The organism is Leifsonia sp. ZF2019, from assembly GCF_019924635.1.
GTDB lineage: Bacteria > Actinomycetota > Actinomycetes > Actinomycetales > Microbacteriaceae > Leifsonia.
In genome coordinates this window covers 3,380,297-3,396,706 of sequence record NZ_CP065037.1, presented here as the reverse complement: position 1 = coordinate 3,396,706, position 16,410 = coordinate 3,380,297, and the positions used below count along the sequence as shown (strand labels likewise).

Genomic DNA, 16,410 nt, shown 5'->3' with positions numbered 1-16,410 from the left:
GACGCGACTCCGTCACGGCCGCACCGGTCGCCAGCGGCGGCTCAGCGGAGAACGGGGTCACCGCCCCCGAGGAACGCGGCGAGCTCAGCGACGGTCGGGGAGCCCTCCCAGTCGCCTTCACTCAGGCACGCCAGCGCTCCGCACGCGCACGCGCGTCGTAGTCGATCGTCGAGCGGTCGGGCATCCAGCACGCCGGCGAGGTACCCCGCCACGAAGGCATCGCCGGCCCCGACGGTGTCGACGGGCGTGATGGGGAAGACCGCCTGATGGCGCACGCATCCGTCGGCGAGAGCTACAGCTCCGCGCTCGCCACGCTTGAGCACGACCTCACCGGGACCGATGCCGGCGATGGTGTCGAGGAGGGCCTCATCGGAGACCGTCGCCGTCGTGGACGCGTCGATCAGGAGCTCGAGCTCCTGGCGATCGCCGAACACGATGTCCGCCAGCGATGCCACGCCGGCGAGCCGCTCGCCGGCCTGCTCGCGGGACCACAGCGACGAGCGGTAGTTGACGTCGAGGCTGACCCGGATGTCGCACGCGCGGGCGAGCCGGACGGCCTCGATCACGGCGGAGGCGGCGGAGTCGGACAGTGCAGGGGTGATTCCCGTCACATGCAGCAGTTCGACTCCGTCGAGAAGCTCCACCCGAACATCTGCTGCGCTCAGCGCCGAGGCGGCGCTGCCCGAGCGGTAGTAAGAGACCCGGGTCAGCCCGCCCGGCCTGGCCTCTTTCATCATGAGGCCGGTGGGCCGGAGTGGATCGAGCGCTGCCACGGCCTCGACGTCCTCGGAGCGGATCGCAGCGAGGACGGACTCGCCGACGGCGTCGTCGCCCAGCCGGGTCAGCCAGCGGACGGGGATCCCCTGGCGGCGGAGCCCGATGGCGGTGTTGGTCTCCGCTCCGCCGACGGAGAAGCGGACCGGGCCCCCCGCACGCAGATGGGCGCCGCTCGTGAGCAGCCCCATGGTCTCGCCCACGACGAGCACGCGGGCGTGGGTCGTCGTCATGGTGTGCCGACTCCGCCCGCCGCCGCGACCAGTCGCGCGGCCCGCTCGCGGAGCTCGGCGAGCGATCCGCCGGCGAGCGCGTCGCCGATCAGAGGGCCGCCCATCGAGACGGCGACAGCACCGGCGGCGAACCATCCGTCCGCATCGGCGATCTCGACCCCGCCCGAGGGGATGGCCGCCAGCGACGGGAAGGGGCCACGCAGCTGGCGGAGGTATCCCGGTCCGACCGCGGAAGCGGGGAAGATCTTCACCGCGTCCGCGCCGGCATTCGTCGCCGCAAGGACCTCCGTCGGCGTCAGCGCGCCCATGATGGTCGGCACGCCGAGTCGCGAGGCCGACGCCGGCACGCCGGGGACGAGGCCCGGTGTGACGAGAAACTGGGCTCCCGCGTCGAGCGCCCGTCGCGCGAGCTCCTCGCTGGTGACCGTACCGACGCCGATCGAGGCGTCCCGGCCGAACTCCTCTCTGAGGCTGCGGACGTCGCGCAGGGTCTCCGGCGTAGTGAGCGTCAGCTCGATCTCGCGGATACCGCATTCGACGAGCGTTCGGACGACGGGGCGGTAGGCCGAGGCGTGCTCGGCGCGCAGCACGGCGATGAGGCGGCGGGAGGCTGGTCCCGGTCTCATCGCTCGACGTCCGCGAAACGCGGGTTCGTGCCGTAGCGACCGAGCGCGTCGGCGTCGAGGGAGATGCCCAAGCCGGGTGCCGACGGGATGGCGAGGGTTCCATCCGCGTCGAGGCGCCATCCGCCGCTCACGAGATCGTCGACGTACGCCGACCCCGTCTTGTACTCCACCAGGTCCGTGCCCGGGAGCGCGGAGGCGAGCTGCAGGTCGGCGGCGAGGCCGACGCCCGTGTTCCATCCGTGCGGAACGAGACGGACGCCGTGGTCAGCGGCCATCCAGCCGATCCGCCGCGACTCGCTGAGGCCGCCGCCTTTCGTCGTGTCCGGCTGGACGATGTCGAACGCCCGCCTTTCGAGGTAGGGCTGGAAGCTCTGCCGCCGGGTGAGCACTTCGCCACCGCTGATCGGAACGGGGGAGGACGCGCGCAGCTCCACGAAACCGTCGATGTCCTCGGGAGGGAGCGCCTCCTCGAACCACGCGACGTCGTAGTCCCTCAACATCGCAGCCGTCCGCTTGGCCCACGCCAGCGTCCCGGGGAAGAACGCCTCCGAGCCGCCTGCGTCTACAGCGAGCAACCGGTCGCCGACCGCCTCTCGTGCGGCCGCGACGGTGCGTTCGTCTGTCGCTGCGTCCACCCTCCCGAACTTCCACCAGCCGATCTTGAAGGCCTCGAATCCGGCATCGACCATCGCGGTCAGGTTGTCGCGGAGGATCGCGGGCTCGTCCATGAGAAGCGACGCGTAGGGCCGCACGAGTTCTCGATGACGGCCGCCGAGGAGTCGACCGACCGGTTGCCCGAGGGCCTGCCCCACGACATCCCACAGGGCGATGTCGATGGCGCTCGTGGCGTGTGTGAGGCTTCCGCCACGGCCCATCCAGAAGGCGCTCTGGTGGAGCGTTTCCGTGAGACGCTCCACATCGAGGGCTTCCTCGCCGAGGAGCAGAGGCGAGAGCACCTCGAGTGCGGCGTCGACGAGGTGCTGAGTGGTGAACGCGCTCCCGATCCCGACCACGCCCGCGTCGGTGTGCACCGCGACGAGCGTGTGGACCACGTCGTCGGGTCGCAACTCGTTCGACCAGCCGCCCTCGGGCGTCGCGCCGCGGAGACCGCATGTCTCAATTCTGGTGATTTTCACTACTTCTCTCGTTTCTTACTCGTTCGTCGAATGTCGACAAAAAACAACGGCTAACATGGAGGAATGTCAACGCTGCCGCTCCGCGCTCTTCCGTCCACGTCCCGTCGTGAGGGCGTGGCCGGTGTCCTCCGCGAGGCCATCACCTCCGGTGAGCTCCCCCCGGGTTACAAGCTGGTCGAGCTCGACGTCGCTCACCAGCTCGGCACCAGCAGGGCACCCGTGCGCGAGGCGTTGCGCCAGCTCGAGCAAGAGGGCCTCATCGTCTCGTACCCGTACCGTGGGACCGAGGTGCTCGGGGTCAGCCAGGAGGAGATAGAGAACGTCCTCGTCCCCGTCCGGATCGCGCTGGAGCAGTTCGCGTTCCGCAAGGCGATGGATCGCATGAGCGAGGACGACTTCCGCGCGCTCGAAGGCATCGTCGAGAGCATGGAGCGGGCCGCGGCGCGCGGAGACCTCGGTGAGATCGCCGACGACGACGTCCGCTTCCACGAGGCGGTCGTCCTTTTCTCCGGTCAGCAGCACTGTCTGCAGATCTGGCGTTCCATCCAGCCCCGCGTGCGTGCGTACTTCCGTCGTGACGCGTCCTACTACGGCAATCCGTCGGATGTCGCGGCCCAGCATCGGGAGCTCATCGCCGTCCTGAAGGGCGGGGACGCCGCCAGCGCCGAGAAAGCAGTCGTGGACCATATCCGCACCCACTTCAGCGAGCCGCCGACCGGCGCCTAGGAAGCGGTCGCGGGCGGACCGCCGCCGCGCTCACGCTCGACGTCATCTCCTCCAGCTCGCGATCGCGGGTCTCGCGGACGCCGAAGTAGACGACGAACCAGGACACGAGCGCCATCACCGCGTAGATGGCGTAGCTTCCGGAGAGCGAGATGTCGCGCAGCGTCGGGAACGTCAGATTGAGGATGACCTCGCACGTCCAGTTGGCGGTGGCTGCGACGGAGAGGGCGATGCCGCGGATGCGGTTGGGGAACATCTCGCCGAGGAGCACCCATACGACGGGTCCCCACGAGATCGCGAAGGCGATGACGAACACGTTCGCGCCGATGAGGGTGAGCACGCCCCAGTCGTCTGCGAGCACCAGTGCGCCGTCGATCGTCGTGGCGCTCGAGAAGCCGATGGCGACGACGGCGAGACTGACGAACATCCCCGCCGACCCGATGAGGAGGAGTCGCCGTCGGCCGACGCGGTCGATGAGGAGGATGGCGACGACCGTCGCGACGACGTTGACGATCGAGCTGAAGACGGACAGGCCGAAGGAGGCGGACTCGGAGAAACCGACGGACTGCCACAGAGAGGTCGAGTAGTAGAAGATCACGTCGATGCCGACGAGTGACTGCAGCGCCGCCAGTGCGATGCCGATCCACACGATCGGCAGGAACCCGGTTCGCCGGGAGAGGAGGTCGGAGAATCGCGGCCGAGTCGCCGAATCGAGCGTCGCACGAATCTCGAGGACCTTCGCGGCCGACGCATCGGCCGAGTCGTTCTCGAGCCGTTGGAGGACCCGCAGGGCTGCGTCGTCACGTCCGCGCGCCACCAGGTAGCGAGGCGACTCGGGCACCAGGAAGGATGCGAAGCCGTAGACGACGGCGGGCACAACCCCAGCGATGAACATCCACCTCCATGCCGGCAAGCCGAGGAAGTGGAGAGCGTCCGCTCCCGAGAGGCCGGCCGCGATCGACGCATCGGAGAGCAGCGCCGCGAAGATGCCCAGGACGATCGCCATCTGCTGGAGGGACGACAGCCGTCCTCGGATGTGCGCCGGCGCAATCTCCGAGATGTAGAGCGGTCCGATCACCGTGACGGCTCCGACTGAGACGCCGATCAGCAGCCGCCAGAAGCTCAGGTCCCATAATCCGGTGGAGAGGCCGCACCCCACTGCCGATGCGGCGAAGACGACCGCAGCGATCAGCATGACCCGGGGCCGGCCGATCCGATCCGCGAGCCATCCGGTGGAGAACGCTCCGAGCGCGGCCCCGAAGAGTGTGATGGACACGACCACGCCGATGCCCACGGAGGAGAGGTGGAAGCTCTTCTCGATCGGATCGACCGCGCCGTTGATGATGGCCGTGTCGAACCCGAACAGGAAGCCGCCGATCGCGGCGACGACGGAGAAGAGGATGACCCGGGAACGACTCTGCAGTCTCGCCGGCGGCGTGGTTGTGACAGACACATGAACTCCCTCGTGAAGAACTGCATCGTATCTCGAATGTCGATTGTCGACAACCTAGGTCACCGCGAGATCGGATGACGACAGCCGTGGCCGGCCTCAGGCGGGGAACCGGCGAGCGGCCACGCTTCCCGGGGCGGACCACGCGCGTCGCCGTCGCGGAGCCCGGTCAGCCGTCTCGTGATCGACCGGTCTCCGCGAACCCGCCCCGGTTCTCCGCTCCTTCGGACTCACCACCCGGACGTGAGAACCTCGTCCAGCCGCTCGACGAATGCGTCCGCGTCGGCGATGGTGAGGCAGAGCGGCGGCTTGATCTTCAGGACGCATTGGCGGTCGCTCGTGGGTTGCACGATGACGCCCAGCTCGCGGAGGCGCTCGCAGATCGCCCGGGTCTCCTCCGTGGCGGGTTCGAGCGCCTCGCGGTCGCGCACGAACTCGAGGCCGAGGTAGAGTCCGGAGCCGTGCACGGCCCCGACGAGGGGGTGGCGGTCGCCGAGCTCGCGCAGCCGCCGCGCGAGGTGTGCGCCGACGGTTGCGGCGTTCTCCTGGAGGCGTTCGTCGCGCAGGACGTCGAGGACCGTCAGGCCGACGACGCAGGACACGGGGCTCCCGCCCGCGGAGGAGAAGAAGTAGCCCTGCGTGCGGAACCGCTCGGCGATCGCCCGCGAGGTGATGACCGCCCCGAGCGGGTGGCCGTTGCCCATCGCCTTGGCGACGGCGACGATGTCGGGGACGACCTCCTGCTGCTCGAAGCCCCAGAACCACTGGCCGAGCCGGCCGTACCCGACCTGCACCTCGTCGGCGATCGTCACGCCGCCGTGCGCGCGGACGGCGGCGTAGACCGAGGCGAGGTACCCGTCCGGAAGCGGGATGCCGCCGGCGTTGCCGTAGAACGTCTCGGCGATGACGGCGCCGACCGGGGTTCCCTCCGCCGCCAGACGGTGAACCTCGGCGACCGCGTCGAGCGCGTACGCGCCGGCGTCCGCGCCCCGGTGGGTGCCGCGATAGCTGTTCGGTGCGTCCACCGTGTGCACCCAGCCGGGACGGGTGGAGAGCGCGTGCGGATTGTCGGCAAGGGAGGTCGAGACGGCGTCGGCGAGGCCGGTCCAACCGTGATAGGCCTCCCGCATGGTGAGGACGTCCTCCCGGTCGGTGGCCGCACGAGCGAGCCGGAGGGCGAGCTCGACGGCCTCCGAGCCGCTGTTCACGAGGAAGACGCTGTCGAGTTCGTCGGGCAGGAGGGCGCTCAGGCGTTCGGAGAACTCGACCACGGCCGGGTAGTTGAAACGAGAGTTCGTGTTCAGCGTGCGGAGCTGCCGGCCGACGGCCGACGCGACGCGGGGATGGGCGTGCCCGATGGCGCTGACATTGTTGAGCACGTCCAGGTACACGCGCGCGTCGGCGTCGATCAGGTACTGCTTCCAGCCGCGCACGATGACGGGAGGCTCATCGAAGTAGTGCTCCTGCACACGCGCGAACGCGCGGTCCCGCCGCCTGAGCAGCTCGTCGGCGGGCGCAGCGGTCGGCGACGGGGCCCGGCCGAGCAGAAGGTCCGTCGGGTCGGCGACCAGCGCCCGCCAGGCGGCGACGAGCGCGGGTCGGGTGGCCCACACCGTCGTGGCATCCGCCCGCTGCACGCGAAGGGCCAACGCTCCGTCCGCCACGCCGACCGGGTCCCCCGCCTCGACGGCGGTGCCCGGATCGACGACGGCCTCCGCCCCTTCCAGTCGCAGCAGGAGGCCGCCTCCGCGGAGCTCGACCCCGTCGGGCGAGACGTCCGCGACACCGGGCCACGGCGCGACGAGTTGCTGGGGTGCGGCGAACGTGAGCTCGACGCCGAGCACCGCGTTCTCCGGCTCGGCGGGGTCCAGGGGGCGGGAGCGGGTCAGTCGCGGCTCCGCGAACCGCGTCAGCGTCGCGCGGGCGCCGGAGGCGAGGGCCTCGACCGCGATCCTCGTCTCCGCCTCCGCGTCGAGCCACACGCCGCCCGCGAGCGCCTCGCTCGACGCGGAGAAGTCGAGGACCGCGATATCGGCCGGGGCGAGGGCGGGGATGAGCGGCCCGGCTTCCGGCATGACCAGGAGCGGGCGTTCATGGCCGGTCGCGTCGATGACCAGCGCGGTGGCGACCTCGAGCGGGAGGGCGGTCGCGCGCTCGAAGATCGCCGTCTCGTGCGTCAGGTTCTCGGCGGCGTAGCCGTTGCCGGGATCGGTCGCCAGTACGTGGTGCGCGCTGGCGATCAGCACCGCGCCACGGAGCACGACGAGGGGCCAGAGCGCCTCGGCCTCGTCGTGGCTGAGCGGTGACGCGGCGGCGTACGCCGCCAGTGCGGGCAGGGCGGTCTGGATGCCGCCCCCGGCATGGTGCAGCAGCGACGAGACCGTGATCGCGGGCTCGGCCACTCGCCAGCTGCGGTTCAGGTCGCCGAAGTCGATCACGCCGTCGGGACGCCGACCGGCAGGGTCGTCCGAGACGAGGTTGTCGTCCGTCAGATCGCCGTGGATCGGTTGGACCGGCAACCGGGACTCGACGCGCTGCACGTGCGCCCAGGCCGACTCGGCGGCGACGAGCAGCCGACCGCGCAACGCCGCGTCGCGAACGAACGGGAGGAGTGCGTCGAGTACCTGGGGTGCGCGGCGCAGATCCCACTGGTGGACGCGTTCCAGGCCGGGGTGGTCGAGCTCGGCCAGTGCGATGTCCACCTGGGCCGCGAGGGAGCCGATCGCGCGCGTGTTCGGACGGGAGAGGTGACCGGCGCCCGCGAGCGGTGTTCCGTCGACGTACTCCAGCAGCCGCGCGTTCAGCGTCCGTCCGTCGGGCCGGCCGCCCTCGTGGAATGTGTGGACCGTGCTGCCGTCCTGGCGCGGGCGGGAGAGCGGGGCGCGGATCCCCGTGACGTCGGCGACGCGGGCTGCAGCCGCCGACTGCGCCTCCAACTCCTCGGCCGTGGTGCCGGGGTTCGCCACCTTGAGCAGGAGCCGGCCGGATTCGGTCCGCAGGAGGAAGTTGCGGTCCTGATGGCTTCCGAGCGCGTGCGCGACGCCGCGGACGCCGAATCCGTCGAACGCGACGGCCTCGGCCTCCGCGGCGTCGAGCGTGGGCGGGGTCGGTTGTACGAGTCCGGCAGGAGGCAGGGCGGAGTGCGTGTTCACGTCGGTTCCTTCGGAAGGGAGGGGTCAGGAGGGTGTGGCGGTCAGGCGGGCGGTTCGAGCGTCACGTCCGAGGTCGGGGCGGTGCAGCAGACGAGGACGCAGCCGGCTGCGGGCGGCGTCAGCGGATCGGTCAGGTACTCGACCGTCCCACTGAGCAGCACGCGCGTGCAGGTGCCGCACGCGCCGACCCGGCAGCCGCTCGGCCAGTCGGCGCCGACCCCCTCCACGGCGTCGAGGATCGACCCGGAAGCCGGAGTCCACGTGGTCTCGTCGTCCCCGAAGCGGACGCGGTGCGGTCCGGCCGTCGAGGGCGTGCGCGCGGGAGCGAGAGCGGCGGCGGTCGGCGAGAAGAACACCTCGTATTCGAACCGGTCGGCGGGCAGCCCGAGCCGCGCGAGCCGGTCCCGGAGGTCGATCGCGAAGGTGCCGGGACCGCACGCGTACGCGGAGACCGTATCGATCGCCGCGCCGTCCGGTCCGGCCAGCTCCGAGAGAGCGGCGGAGAGATGGGCGTCGGTGGGGCGGCCGGCGATCGCGCCGAGCTCCGCCGTCTGGTCATCGCTCTCGCGGGAGAGATGCAGCTGTGCGCGGGCGTCGGGCAGCATCGCGCACAGCGCGACGACCTCGTGCCAGAGCGAGAGGTCGTCGCCGGAGCGCTCCGTGTGCACGACCCGCACAGGGCGGCGGGTCTCGCCGAGCGCGCGCAGCATGGCGACGGTCGGCGTGATGCCGACGCCGGCGCTGAGCAGCAGCACGCCTCCTGTCTCGTCCGGTGCGTCGTCGAGGGTGACATCGCCGAACGGCCCGGTGACGACGAGTTCGCCGCCCGTTCTCAGCGCGTCGTGCAGCGCACGGGAGATCCTCCCGTCGCGTTTGACGCTGATCCGGAACCGGCCAGGCTCGACGCCCGAGATCGTGTAGCACCGCCACGCCGGGGCGTCCGCGCCCGGGAGGTGGATGCGCACGTGCCGTCCGGCGGCGGCCAGCGGCAGCAGCCCGAGCGGGTCGTCGAACCAGAAGCTGACGACGGAGGGAGACTCCACCACGCGCTCCAGCACGCGTGCGGTGCGCGGCCAGTCGTGGCTCCCTGCCGGTCGGGGATCGGCGTCGCCCACGATCTCGATCTCATCACCGGCGGCGATCCGGCCCGCGTCGATCACGCGCGCGTACACGCCGCAGAACATGTGGCCGAAGCGGCTCGCGAGCAGGGCGGGCACGTTGAGGTCCGAGACGCCGGTGGCGGGGTCGATCGTGGTCGCCCGGCACCGGTCGGTGGGCTGGAAGACCTCGAGCACCGCGCTTCCGACGCGGATCCTGCGCCCGAGGAGCCTCAGCTCACCCCAGGCGGGCAGGCCCTCCAGGTACAGGTTGCCCCGGAACCGGCGCGGATCGACGGGATGGTCGCCCGCCGCCGCCAGAGCCTCGAGGGTGGCGAGGTTGATGATCGAGAGCTCGGCGGCCGGCCAGTCCCAGAGGCCGCCGCTCCGGCGGACCAGGGTGGGAGGACCGAGGGGGCCGGCGGGGAGCGCAGCGGCCAGGAGGGCGTCCACCGCCTGCGCCTGCAGCGTCTCCCCGCCGAGCCGCAGCGTCGCTTCCCGTCCGTCGGGCAGTGTGGTCAGCGTCAGGAGGGGGTGCGGGCTCTCCGCATCGTCGAGGGCGGTCGCGATCCGGACGATCTGCTCGTTCTTCGCGACATGGAAGTACGTCTCGCGGGGATTCCATCCGCTGGCGCTGCGCGGCGCGACGATGCCGTTCTCGATCGCGTGGCCACGATCCCAGCGCAGGCCGCGGCCCGGCAGCAGCTCGACCGGCCCGCGGGCGGCGACGCCGGCGAGGCCCTTGACCGGGTAGCGCAGGATGCTCTCGACGCGTGCTGGGGCCATCGGCTGCTCCTTCCGCCGTGCGTCCGAGCCGGATCGTTCCGGCATGCCAGCGAAGATAGCGACATCGGCCACCCTTCGTCAATGGCCGGCTGTGCCGCCGAACTCCCGCCGACTCCCGGGCGGGTCGAGTGCGCTGATGTTTTCTCGCTTCGGGGTATTGACGCGGTTCGCGAGGTGACGCTACATTGCCTCCAATGCCGGAACGATCCGGCATCGCACTTCACTGCAACTCCGGGTCCCCCCACCCCCATCCGCCCGCCCCCGCGGCCTCGCCGCACCCACAGCGCAAGGAGTCGCCAGCATGCGAAAATCCCTGACAATCGGGACGGCCGTCGTCACGGTCGCCCTGCTCCTCACCGCCTGTTCCTCGAATGACAAAGACGTCAGCTCGGGAACCGGCGACGTCTCTCCCGGCTTCCTCAGCGTCGCAGACACCTCGCTCCCCACCGGGGGCACCCTGCACGCCGACCTCGACTACGACACGGTCGAGGCGAACGGCCTCGACCCGCGGTACGCGACCACCGCACGCTCCTGGACGATCGAGGGGCTCAGCTATCAGACGCTCGTCACCGTCGACCAGAAGTTCGGGTTCAAGCCCGAACTCGCCACCTCGTGGGACATCGTCAGCCCCACCGAATACGTCTTCCACCTCCGCACGGACGCCGTGTTCTCCAACGGCCGTCCCATGACCGCAGACGACGTCAAGGGCAGCATCGAGCTGCTCCAGGAGAGCAAATCGTCCTGGGCGCTCCAGCTCGGCCCGATCTCCTCCGTGGAGGTCAACGCGCCCGACGAGGTGACCATCCACCTCTCCGCGCCGTACACCGCGCTCCTCGGAGCGCTCGCCAACACCCCGGCCGCGATCGTCCCCGCCGCGGAGGTGCGCGCGGGCACGATCGACCTCGCCAAGCAGATGGTCGGCACGGGTCCCTACGTCGCCTCCTCGCACGTGCAGGACGAGTCGTGGACCTTCGAGAAGAACCCGCACTACTACGACGCGAAGAAGGTCGGCCCCGACACGCTCGACATCAAGATCGTCCCGGACGAGGCGAGCCGCCTGGCGGCCATCCGCGACGGCAGCGTGCAGTACGCCTTCTTCAACAACGCCGACACGCTCGATCTCCTCGCCGGCACCAAAGAGGTCAAGGCGGTCAACCAGCAGAACACCGACTTCTACTACCTCATCCTCAACTCGACCGACCCGTCCTCCCCTCTGCATGACGAGAAGGTGCGGTTCGCCGTGAACGCCGCCATCGACCGCGCCCAGCTGTCGGACCTCACGCTCGCCGGCCACGGCAAGGCCACGGGCGTCACCCCGGTCGGGCTCCCCGGCTCCTGCACGCCTTCCGAGCTCCCGTCCGCCACCCTCAGCAAGGACGACATCACGAAGCTGCTGAAGGACGCGGGCGCGAGCGACATCCGCCTCAGCCTGGTCACCTGGAACGAGGAGAGTGCGCCGGGCAAGATCGCACAGGTGATCCAGCAGCAGCTGCGGCCCTACGGCATCACGGTCGACATCAAGCTCGTCGACACCGCGACCTACACCGACGTGTTCTACGGCGGCGACAAGACCGCATCGGCCGACCTCGGAATCAGCTGGTACGCCGGCTACGGCGACGCCGCGATGGTCTCGCGCTGGTGGAACACCGACCAGGCTACCTTCACCTCGCGGTTCATGACGGGCTCGAAGACGCTCAACGACCTGGTGGTGCAGGCCAACGAGGAGCCCGTCGGCGACTCGCGCGACGCCGTCCTCACCAAGCTGTGCGCCGAAGTCGATCGCACGGCGGAGCAGGTGCCCCTGATGACCCGGCCCGGCGTGATCGCGTACCGCACCGACAAGCTGAGCGCCACGATCAACTCGACCGAGGGCTACGGCGACATCTTCCGCTACCTCACCGACTTCCGGCTGACGGGGTCGAAGTAGCGATGCGTGTCCTCCGGTGGCTTCCGGGGAGGCTCCTGAGCGCACTGGCGGTGCTGCTCGGCGCTTCGATCCTGATCTTCGTGGCGATCAGGAGCCTCCCCGGCGATTTCAGCCAGATCGTGCTCGGCCCGCTCTCGAGCGACGCGGCGAAGGAGCAGCTGCGGCAGACGCTCGGCCTCGGCAAGAGCCTGCCCGAGCAGTACGCGCTCTGGCTCGGCAGCGCGATGCGCGGCGACTTCGGCCTGTCGCTCGCCAGCCAGCGACCGGTGCTCGACGAGATCCTCGCACGGCTCCCCGTCACGGCGATGCTGGCGGCGATCGCGATGATCGTCACCCTGCTCGTCGGTGTCCCGCTCGGGATCGCCGCAGGCACGCACGCGTCGACCGGCCGACGCAGCGCGCTCACGCGGATCGTGTCGACCATCGGGATCAGCCTCCCGGAGTTCGTCGTCGGCTCGATCGTGGTGTTCGTGTTCTCCCGGTTCGATCTGGGTCTGTCGGTGGGAGGCTTCGTCTCCCCGGCTCAGGACTTCTGGGCGGGGACGGTGAGTCTTCTGCTGCCGGCGTTGGTGCTCTCCATCTTCTGCGTGGCGGCCACCGCTCGCACGACCCGGGACTCGGTGATGGGCGTGCTGGTCGAGCCGCACATCGCCGCCGCCGTCGCCCGCGGGGAGTCGCCGTGGTTCATCGTGCGGCACCACGTCCTGCGCAACGCCCTCATCCCCGTCCTGACCCTGACCGCGACGATCACGGCCTACCTCCTGGGCGGGGCCGTGATCGTCGAGCAGGTGTTCAACGTGTCCGGCCTCGGCAGCTACCTCGTCCTCGCGCTGAGCCGCCGCGATTACACCGTGATCCAGGCCTGCGTCCTGCTCGCGACCGCGGTCTTCGTGCTCGCGAGCCTGATGGTCGACGTGCTCACCGGCGTCATCGACCCCCGCGTCAGCGTCGCGAAGAAGGGGAGGAGAGCATGACCGCGATCATCTCCGAGAAGCGCAGCGGCAACGCCCTTGCACGGGCCTGGCGCTACCTCGCCTCGTTCGACGCCCTGACCACGTCGGCCATGTGGGTGCTGACGGTCCTCTTCCTCTCCGCGGTCCTGGGCCGCCTGCTCGGCCTGGGCGGCAGCCCCACCGACATCGTGGGACGCCGGCTGGCGCCGCCGTCGCTGGAGTTCCCCGCCGGGACGGACAGCCTCGGCCGCTCGCTCCTGCCCCGACTGCTGGAGGGGATCACGACGACGCTGCTGCTGTCGGCCGTGGCCGTCGCGCTCACCGCGGTCATCGCGACGTTCTGCGGCATCGTCGCCGGCTACCGCGGCGGCAAGACCGGCGGGACGATCATGCGGGTGGGCGACATCCTCTACGCGTTCCCGGCGATCGTGCTCGCGATCCTGGTCGCGGCCGTCGTCGGTCCCGGCATCGTGGCCGCCCTCGCCAGCATCGTGCTCGTGACCGTGCCGCTGATGACGAGGATGGTCGGGCAGGCGACCCGGCAGGTCGTCGAGCGCGACTTCATCACCTCGGCCGTGATCAGCGGTGTGACCTCCCGGACGATCATGACGCGGCATGTGCTCCGCAACGTCGCCGGCACCGTCGCGGTGCAGGGGACGTACGCGCTCTCGGTCGCGATCCTCGTGGAAGGCGGGCTCTCCTTCCTCGGCTACGGCGTCCAGCCGCCCGCGTCCTCGTTGGGTCTGCTGGTGCAGGAGGGCACGGTCTACATGGTGACGGCGCCGTGGCTGATCATCGCCCCCGGAGCGGTGCTCGTCGTCGCCATCCTGGCCATCAACCTCATCGGCGACGCCCTGCGCGACCGCTTCGACCCGCGGGAAGCGAGGAGACTGACATGACCGCGATCCTCGACCTCCAGGACGCCACCGTCGAGTACTCCACCCGCGGCACCCGCGTGCGCGCCCTCGACCGCGCCACCCTGCGCGTCGAGCCGGGCGAGACCGTCGGCATCGTGGGCGAGTCCGGCTCGGGCAAGTCCACCCTCGGGCTGCTGTGCGGGAGGCTCCTGCCGGCCAACGCCACCGTCACCGCGACACGCGCGCTCGTCGACGGCAGCGCGCTGCTCGACCTCGGCGACGACGGCATCCGTCGCCTCCGCAGAGACTGCCTCGGCTTCATCCCCCAGGATCCCGTGGCCGCGCTCGACCCCACCATGAGGATCGGGCGCCAGCTGGCGCTCGCACTCCGCGGCCTCCCGACCGACACGGCGGCCCTGGTCGCCCGGTTGGAGAGCGTCCGCATCCGGGAGCCCGAGCGGGTGCTGCGCCTGTTCCCGCATCAGATCTCGGGCGGGATGGCGCAACGCGTGGTGATCGCCATGACCATGGCGCGTTCGCCGCGTCTGCTCGTCGCCGACGAGCCGACCGCCGCGCTCGACAGCAACGTGCGCGCCGACGTGGCGACGCTGATCTTCGGGCTCGCCGCGGAGGCCGGCACCACGGTCCTCTGGCTGAGCCACGATCTGCGCTCGGTCGGTCGCTGGTGCGACCGCGTCGTCGTCATGTACGGCGGCACGGTCGTCGAGGACGGCCCGGCCGCGCAGGTCCTGGAGCACCCGCAGCACCCGTACACCGTCTCCCTCGCGGCGGCCGATCCCGCCCGCGCGACGCCCGGCGAACGGATCCGCACGGGGTCGTTCGGCGTCGCGGACGTCGCGGCCCTCTCGAGAACGGAGCGACCATGACCGCCAGTATCCTCGAACTCGACCACGTGACGACCGAGTTCGTCAGCGGCTGGGGCCGCGGCCGGTCGGTGCTCACCGCCATGCGCGACGTCAGTCTCGCGGTCGCCCCCGGTGAGACCCTCGGGCTGGTCGGCGAGTCCGGCTCCGGCAAGTCGACGACCGCGGCCGTCGCCCTGGGATTGCGCGCGCCGACCTCGGGCGACGTGCGCTTCCTCGGCAAGCCGTACGGCAGGCGGAAGGAGAGGCTGGGGCTCGTCCAGACCGTTCCGCAGAATCCGTTCTGGTCGCTCGACCCGCGTCTGCCGGTCGCCCTGTCGGTCGCCGAGCCTCTGGCCGCGCTCGACCGCTCGAAGCTCTCGGCCCACGCGCCGGCCGTCGCGCGGATGCTCGAACAGGTCCGGCTCGACCCGGCGCTCGCCGACCGCTTTCCGCACGAGCTCTCGGGCGGTCAGCGTCAGCGCATCGCCATCGCGCGTGCGCTGATCACCCGGCCGCGGTTCATCGTCTTCGACGAGGCCGTCAGCGCGCTCGACGTCTCGGTCCAGGCGCAGATCCTGAACCTCATCGTCGACCTGCAGGCCGAGCACGGCTTCGGAGCGCTGTTCATCTCCCACGACCTCGCCGCGGTGCGCTATGTGGCGCAGCGGATCGCGGTCATGCGGCTCGGCGAGATCGTCGAGCTCGCTGAGACGAGCCGCTTCTACGACACCCCCCAGCACGAATACTCTCGCCAGCTCTTGGAGGCACTGTGACAACAGGAGGCACCGTGACACCCGCCACCGCCGACCACCGACTCACCGGCGTGCCGGTGTGGGGCGACCGCATCGCCAACCGCGATCTCGACCTCGTCCCGCTCACGCGCACCGGCGCCGACCGCGTCGAATACGACTTCCCCGGCGTGGAGGTCGGCGTGGCCGAGTACGCGGAAGGCCCGACCGGCACCACCGTGCTCCACATCCCGGCCGGAGCCCGCCTTGCGATCGACGCCCGGGGCGGGGCCATCGGCCTGAGCAGCGGGTTCGAGTACTTCGCACACGCGATCTGCTTGACCGGCGGCTCGGTGTACGGGCTGTCGGCGGGTTCCGGGGTCGCCGACGAACTGCGGGCGCGCGGCGGCAACCGCGGTGCCGTCGACGACCTGAAGCTCGTCTCCACCGCGGTCATCTACGACTTCTCGGCCCGCGACAACGCGATCTTCCCGGACGCGGCCCTCGGCCGGGCCGCGATCCGTGCCGCCGAGCACGGCAGCGTCCCGGTCGGCCGGGTCGGCGCCGGAGCGAGCGCGAGCGCGGGCAAGCTGTCCTACGCGCGCACCGAGCTCACCGGCCAGGGCGCTGCATTCGGTCAGGTGGGCCGTGCACGCGTCCTCGTCATCACCGTGGTCAACCCCGTCGGCGTGATCGTCGACAGGGACGGCGACGTGATCCGCGGCAACTACGACGCGGCCACCGGCCGTCGCCGTCGCCTGGAGCCGGACTACCTGGCGGCGCTCGAGCGCGCGCAGCGGCCGGCCTCCGAGCGCGGCAACACGACGATCACCGCCGTGGTGACCAACGTGCGGTTGAGCGACAGGGAGCTGATCCACTTCGGCAGGCAGGTGCACAGCTCGATGAACCGCGCCATCCAGCCGTTCCACACCGCGCTCGACGGCGACACCCTGTTCGCACTGACCACCGACGAGGTCGATCTCGACGAACGGGACGCCGCCGAGAGCGCGGACGATCCGATCACCGCCATCGCCGTCGGCGCGCTCGCCTCCGAGCTCGCCTGGGACGCGGTGCTGCGAGCGGCGCGATGAACCGGGAGACG

13 protein-coding genes are annotated in these 16,410 nt (G+C 70.8%); 7 read left to right on the top strand and 6 right to left on the bottom strand.

Annotation, left to right across the window (positions count from 1 at the left end):
- Positions 1-41 precede the first annotated feature (41 nt).
- Genes IT072_RS16725 through IT072_RS16715 form a run of 3 tightly spaced genes read right to left on the bottom strand, consistent with a single transcriptional unit; the run spans position 42 to position 2,769 of the window.
- Entirely contained in the window at positions 42-1,007 is a 966-nt protein-coding gene (locus tag IT072_RS16725) for a sugar kinase (protein ID WP_223357964.1), read from the bottom strand.
- Positions 1,004-1,633 carry a bifunctional 4-hydroxy-2-oxoglutarate aldolase/2-dehydro-3-deoxy-phosphogluconate aldolase gene (locus IT072_RS16720; protein WP_223357963.1) on the bottom strand — a complete coding sequence of 210 codons (630 nt, stop codon included), beginning with the start codon at positions 1,631-1,633 and terminating at the stop codon, positions 1,004-1,006. Before IT072_RS16720 ends, IT072_RS16725 begins: the two co-directional genes overlap by 4 nt.
- On the bottom strand, positions 1,630-2,769 hold the full coding sequence (locus tag IT072_RS16715) for a mandelate racemase/muconate lactonizing enzyme family protein (protein ID WP_223357962.1): 1,140 nt from the start codon (positions 2,767-2,769) through the stop codon (positions 1,630-1,632). Before IT072_RS16715 ends, IT072_RS16720 begins: the two co-directional genes overlap by 4 nt.
- Before the next feature lie 63 nt (positions 2,770-2,832).
- On the opposite strand from IT072_RS16715, the gene IT072_RS16710 reads away from it, so the two are divergent.
- Positions 2,833-3,495: a GntR family transcriptional regulator gene (locus tag IT072_RS16710; protein ID WP_223357961.1), complete on the top strand. Its 663-nt coding sequence runs from the start codon at positions 2,833-2,835 to the stop codon at positions 3,493-3,495.
- On the opposite strand, the gene IT072_RS16705 is transcribed toward IT072_RS16710, so the two are convergent.
- From IT072_RS16705 to IT072_RS16695, 3 genes are all read right to left on the bottom strand, one after another.
- Positions 3,470-4,945 carry a sugar porter family MFS transporter gene (locus IT072_RS16705; RefSeq protein ID WP_223357960.1) on the bottom strand — a complete coding sequence of 492 codons (1,476 nt, stop codon included), beginning with the start codon at positions 4,943-4,945 and terminating at the stop codon, positions 3,470-3,472. The genes IT072_RS16710 and IT072_RS16705 overlap by 26 nt on opposite strands.
- 227 nt (positions 4,946-5,172) lie before the next feature.
- Complete coding sequence (locus IT072_RS16700; protein WP_223357959.1) at positions 5,173-8,094, bottom strand: aminotransferase; 2,922 nt, start codon at positions 8,092-8,094, stop codon at positions 5,173-5,175.
- Between the two features lie 41 nt (positions 8,095-8,135).
- Positions 8,136-9,977 (bottom strand): MOSC domain-containing protein, encoded by a 1,842-nt coding sequence (locus IT072_RS16695; RefSeq protein ID WP_223357958.1) that lies wholly within the window; start codon positions 9,975-9,977, stop codon positions 8,136-8,138.
- Positions 9,978-10,278: 301 nt separating this feature from the next.
- Here IT072_RS16695 and IT072_RS16690 point away from each other — a divergent pair, with 301 nt between their 5' ends.
- Genes IT072_RS16690 through IT072_RS16665 form a run of 6 tightly spaced genes read left to right on the top strand, consistent with a single transcriptional unit; the run spans position 10,279 to position 16,399 of the window.
- Complete coding sequence (locus IT072_RS16690; RefSeq protein WP_223357957.1) at positions 10,279-11,904, top strand: ABC transporter substrate-binding protein; 1,626 nt, start codon at positions 10,279-10,281, stop codon at positions 11,902-11,904.
- Between the two features lie 2 nt (positions 11,905-11,906).
- Positions 11,907-12,878, top strand: a complete 972-nt coding sequence (locus IT072_RS16685) for an ABC transporter permease (RefSeq protein WP_223357956.1) — start codon at positions 11,907-11,909, stop codon at positions 12,876-12,878.
- A complete protein-coding gene (locus tag IT072_RS16680) occupies positions 12,875-13,756 on the top strand; it encodes an ABC transporter permease (protein WP_223357955.1) in 882 nt (293 codons plus the stop codon). Before IT072_RS16685 ends, IT072_RS16680 begins: the two co-directional genes overlap by 4 nt.
- Positions 13,753-14,601 (top strand): ABC transporter ATP-binding protein, encoded by an 849-nt coding sequence (locus IT072_RS16675; protein WP_223357954.1) that lies wholly within the window; start codon positions 13,753-13,755, stop codon positions 14,599-14,601. The genes IT072_RS16680 and IT072_RS16675 overlap by 4 nt, the downstream gene beginning before the upstream one ends.
- On the top strand, positions 14,598-15,353 hold the full coding sequence (locus tag IT072_RS16670) for an ATP-binding cassette domain-containing protein (RefSeq protein WP_223357953.1): 756 nt from the start codon (positions 14,598-14,600) through the stop codon (positions 15,351-15,353). Before IT072_RS16675 ends, IT072_RS16670 begins: the two co-directional genes overlap by 4 nt.
- 14 nt (positions 15,354-15,367) lie before the next feature.
- Positions 15,368-16,399 carry a P1 family peptidase gene (locus IT072_RS16665; RefSeq protein WP_223357952.1) on the top strand — a complete coding sequence of 344 codons (1,032 nt, stop codon included), beginning with the start codon at positions 15,368-15,370 and terminating at the stop codon, positions 16,397-16,399.
- Positions 16,400-16,410: the final 11 nt, after the last annotated feature.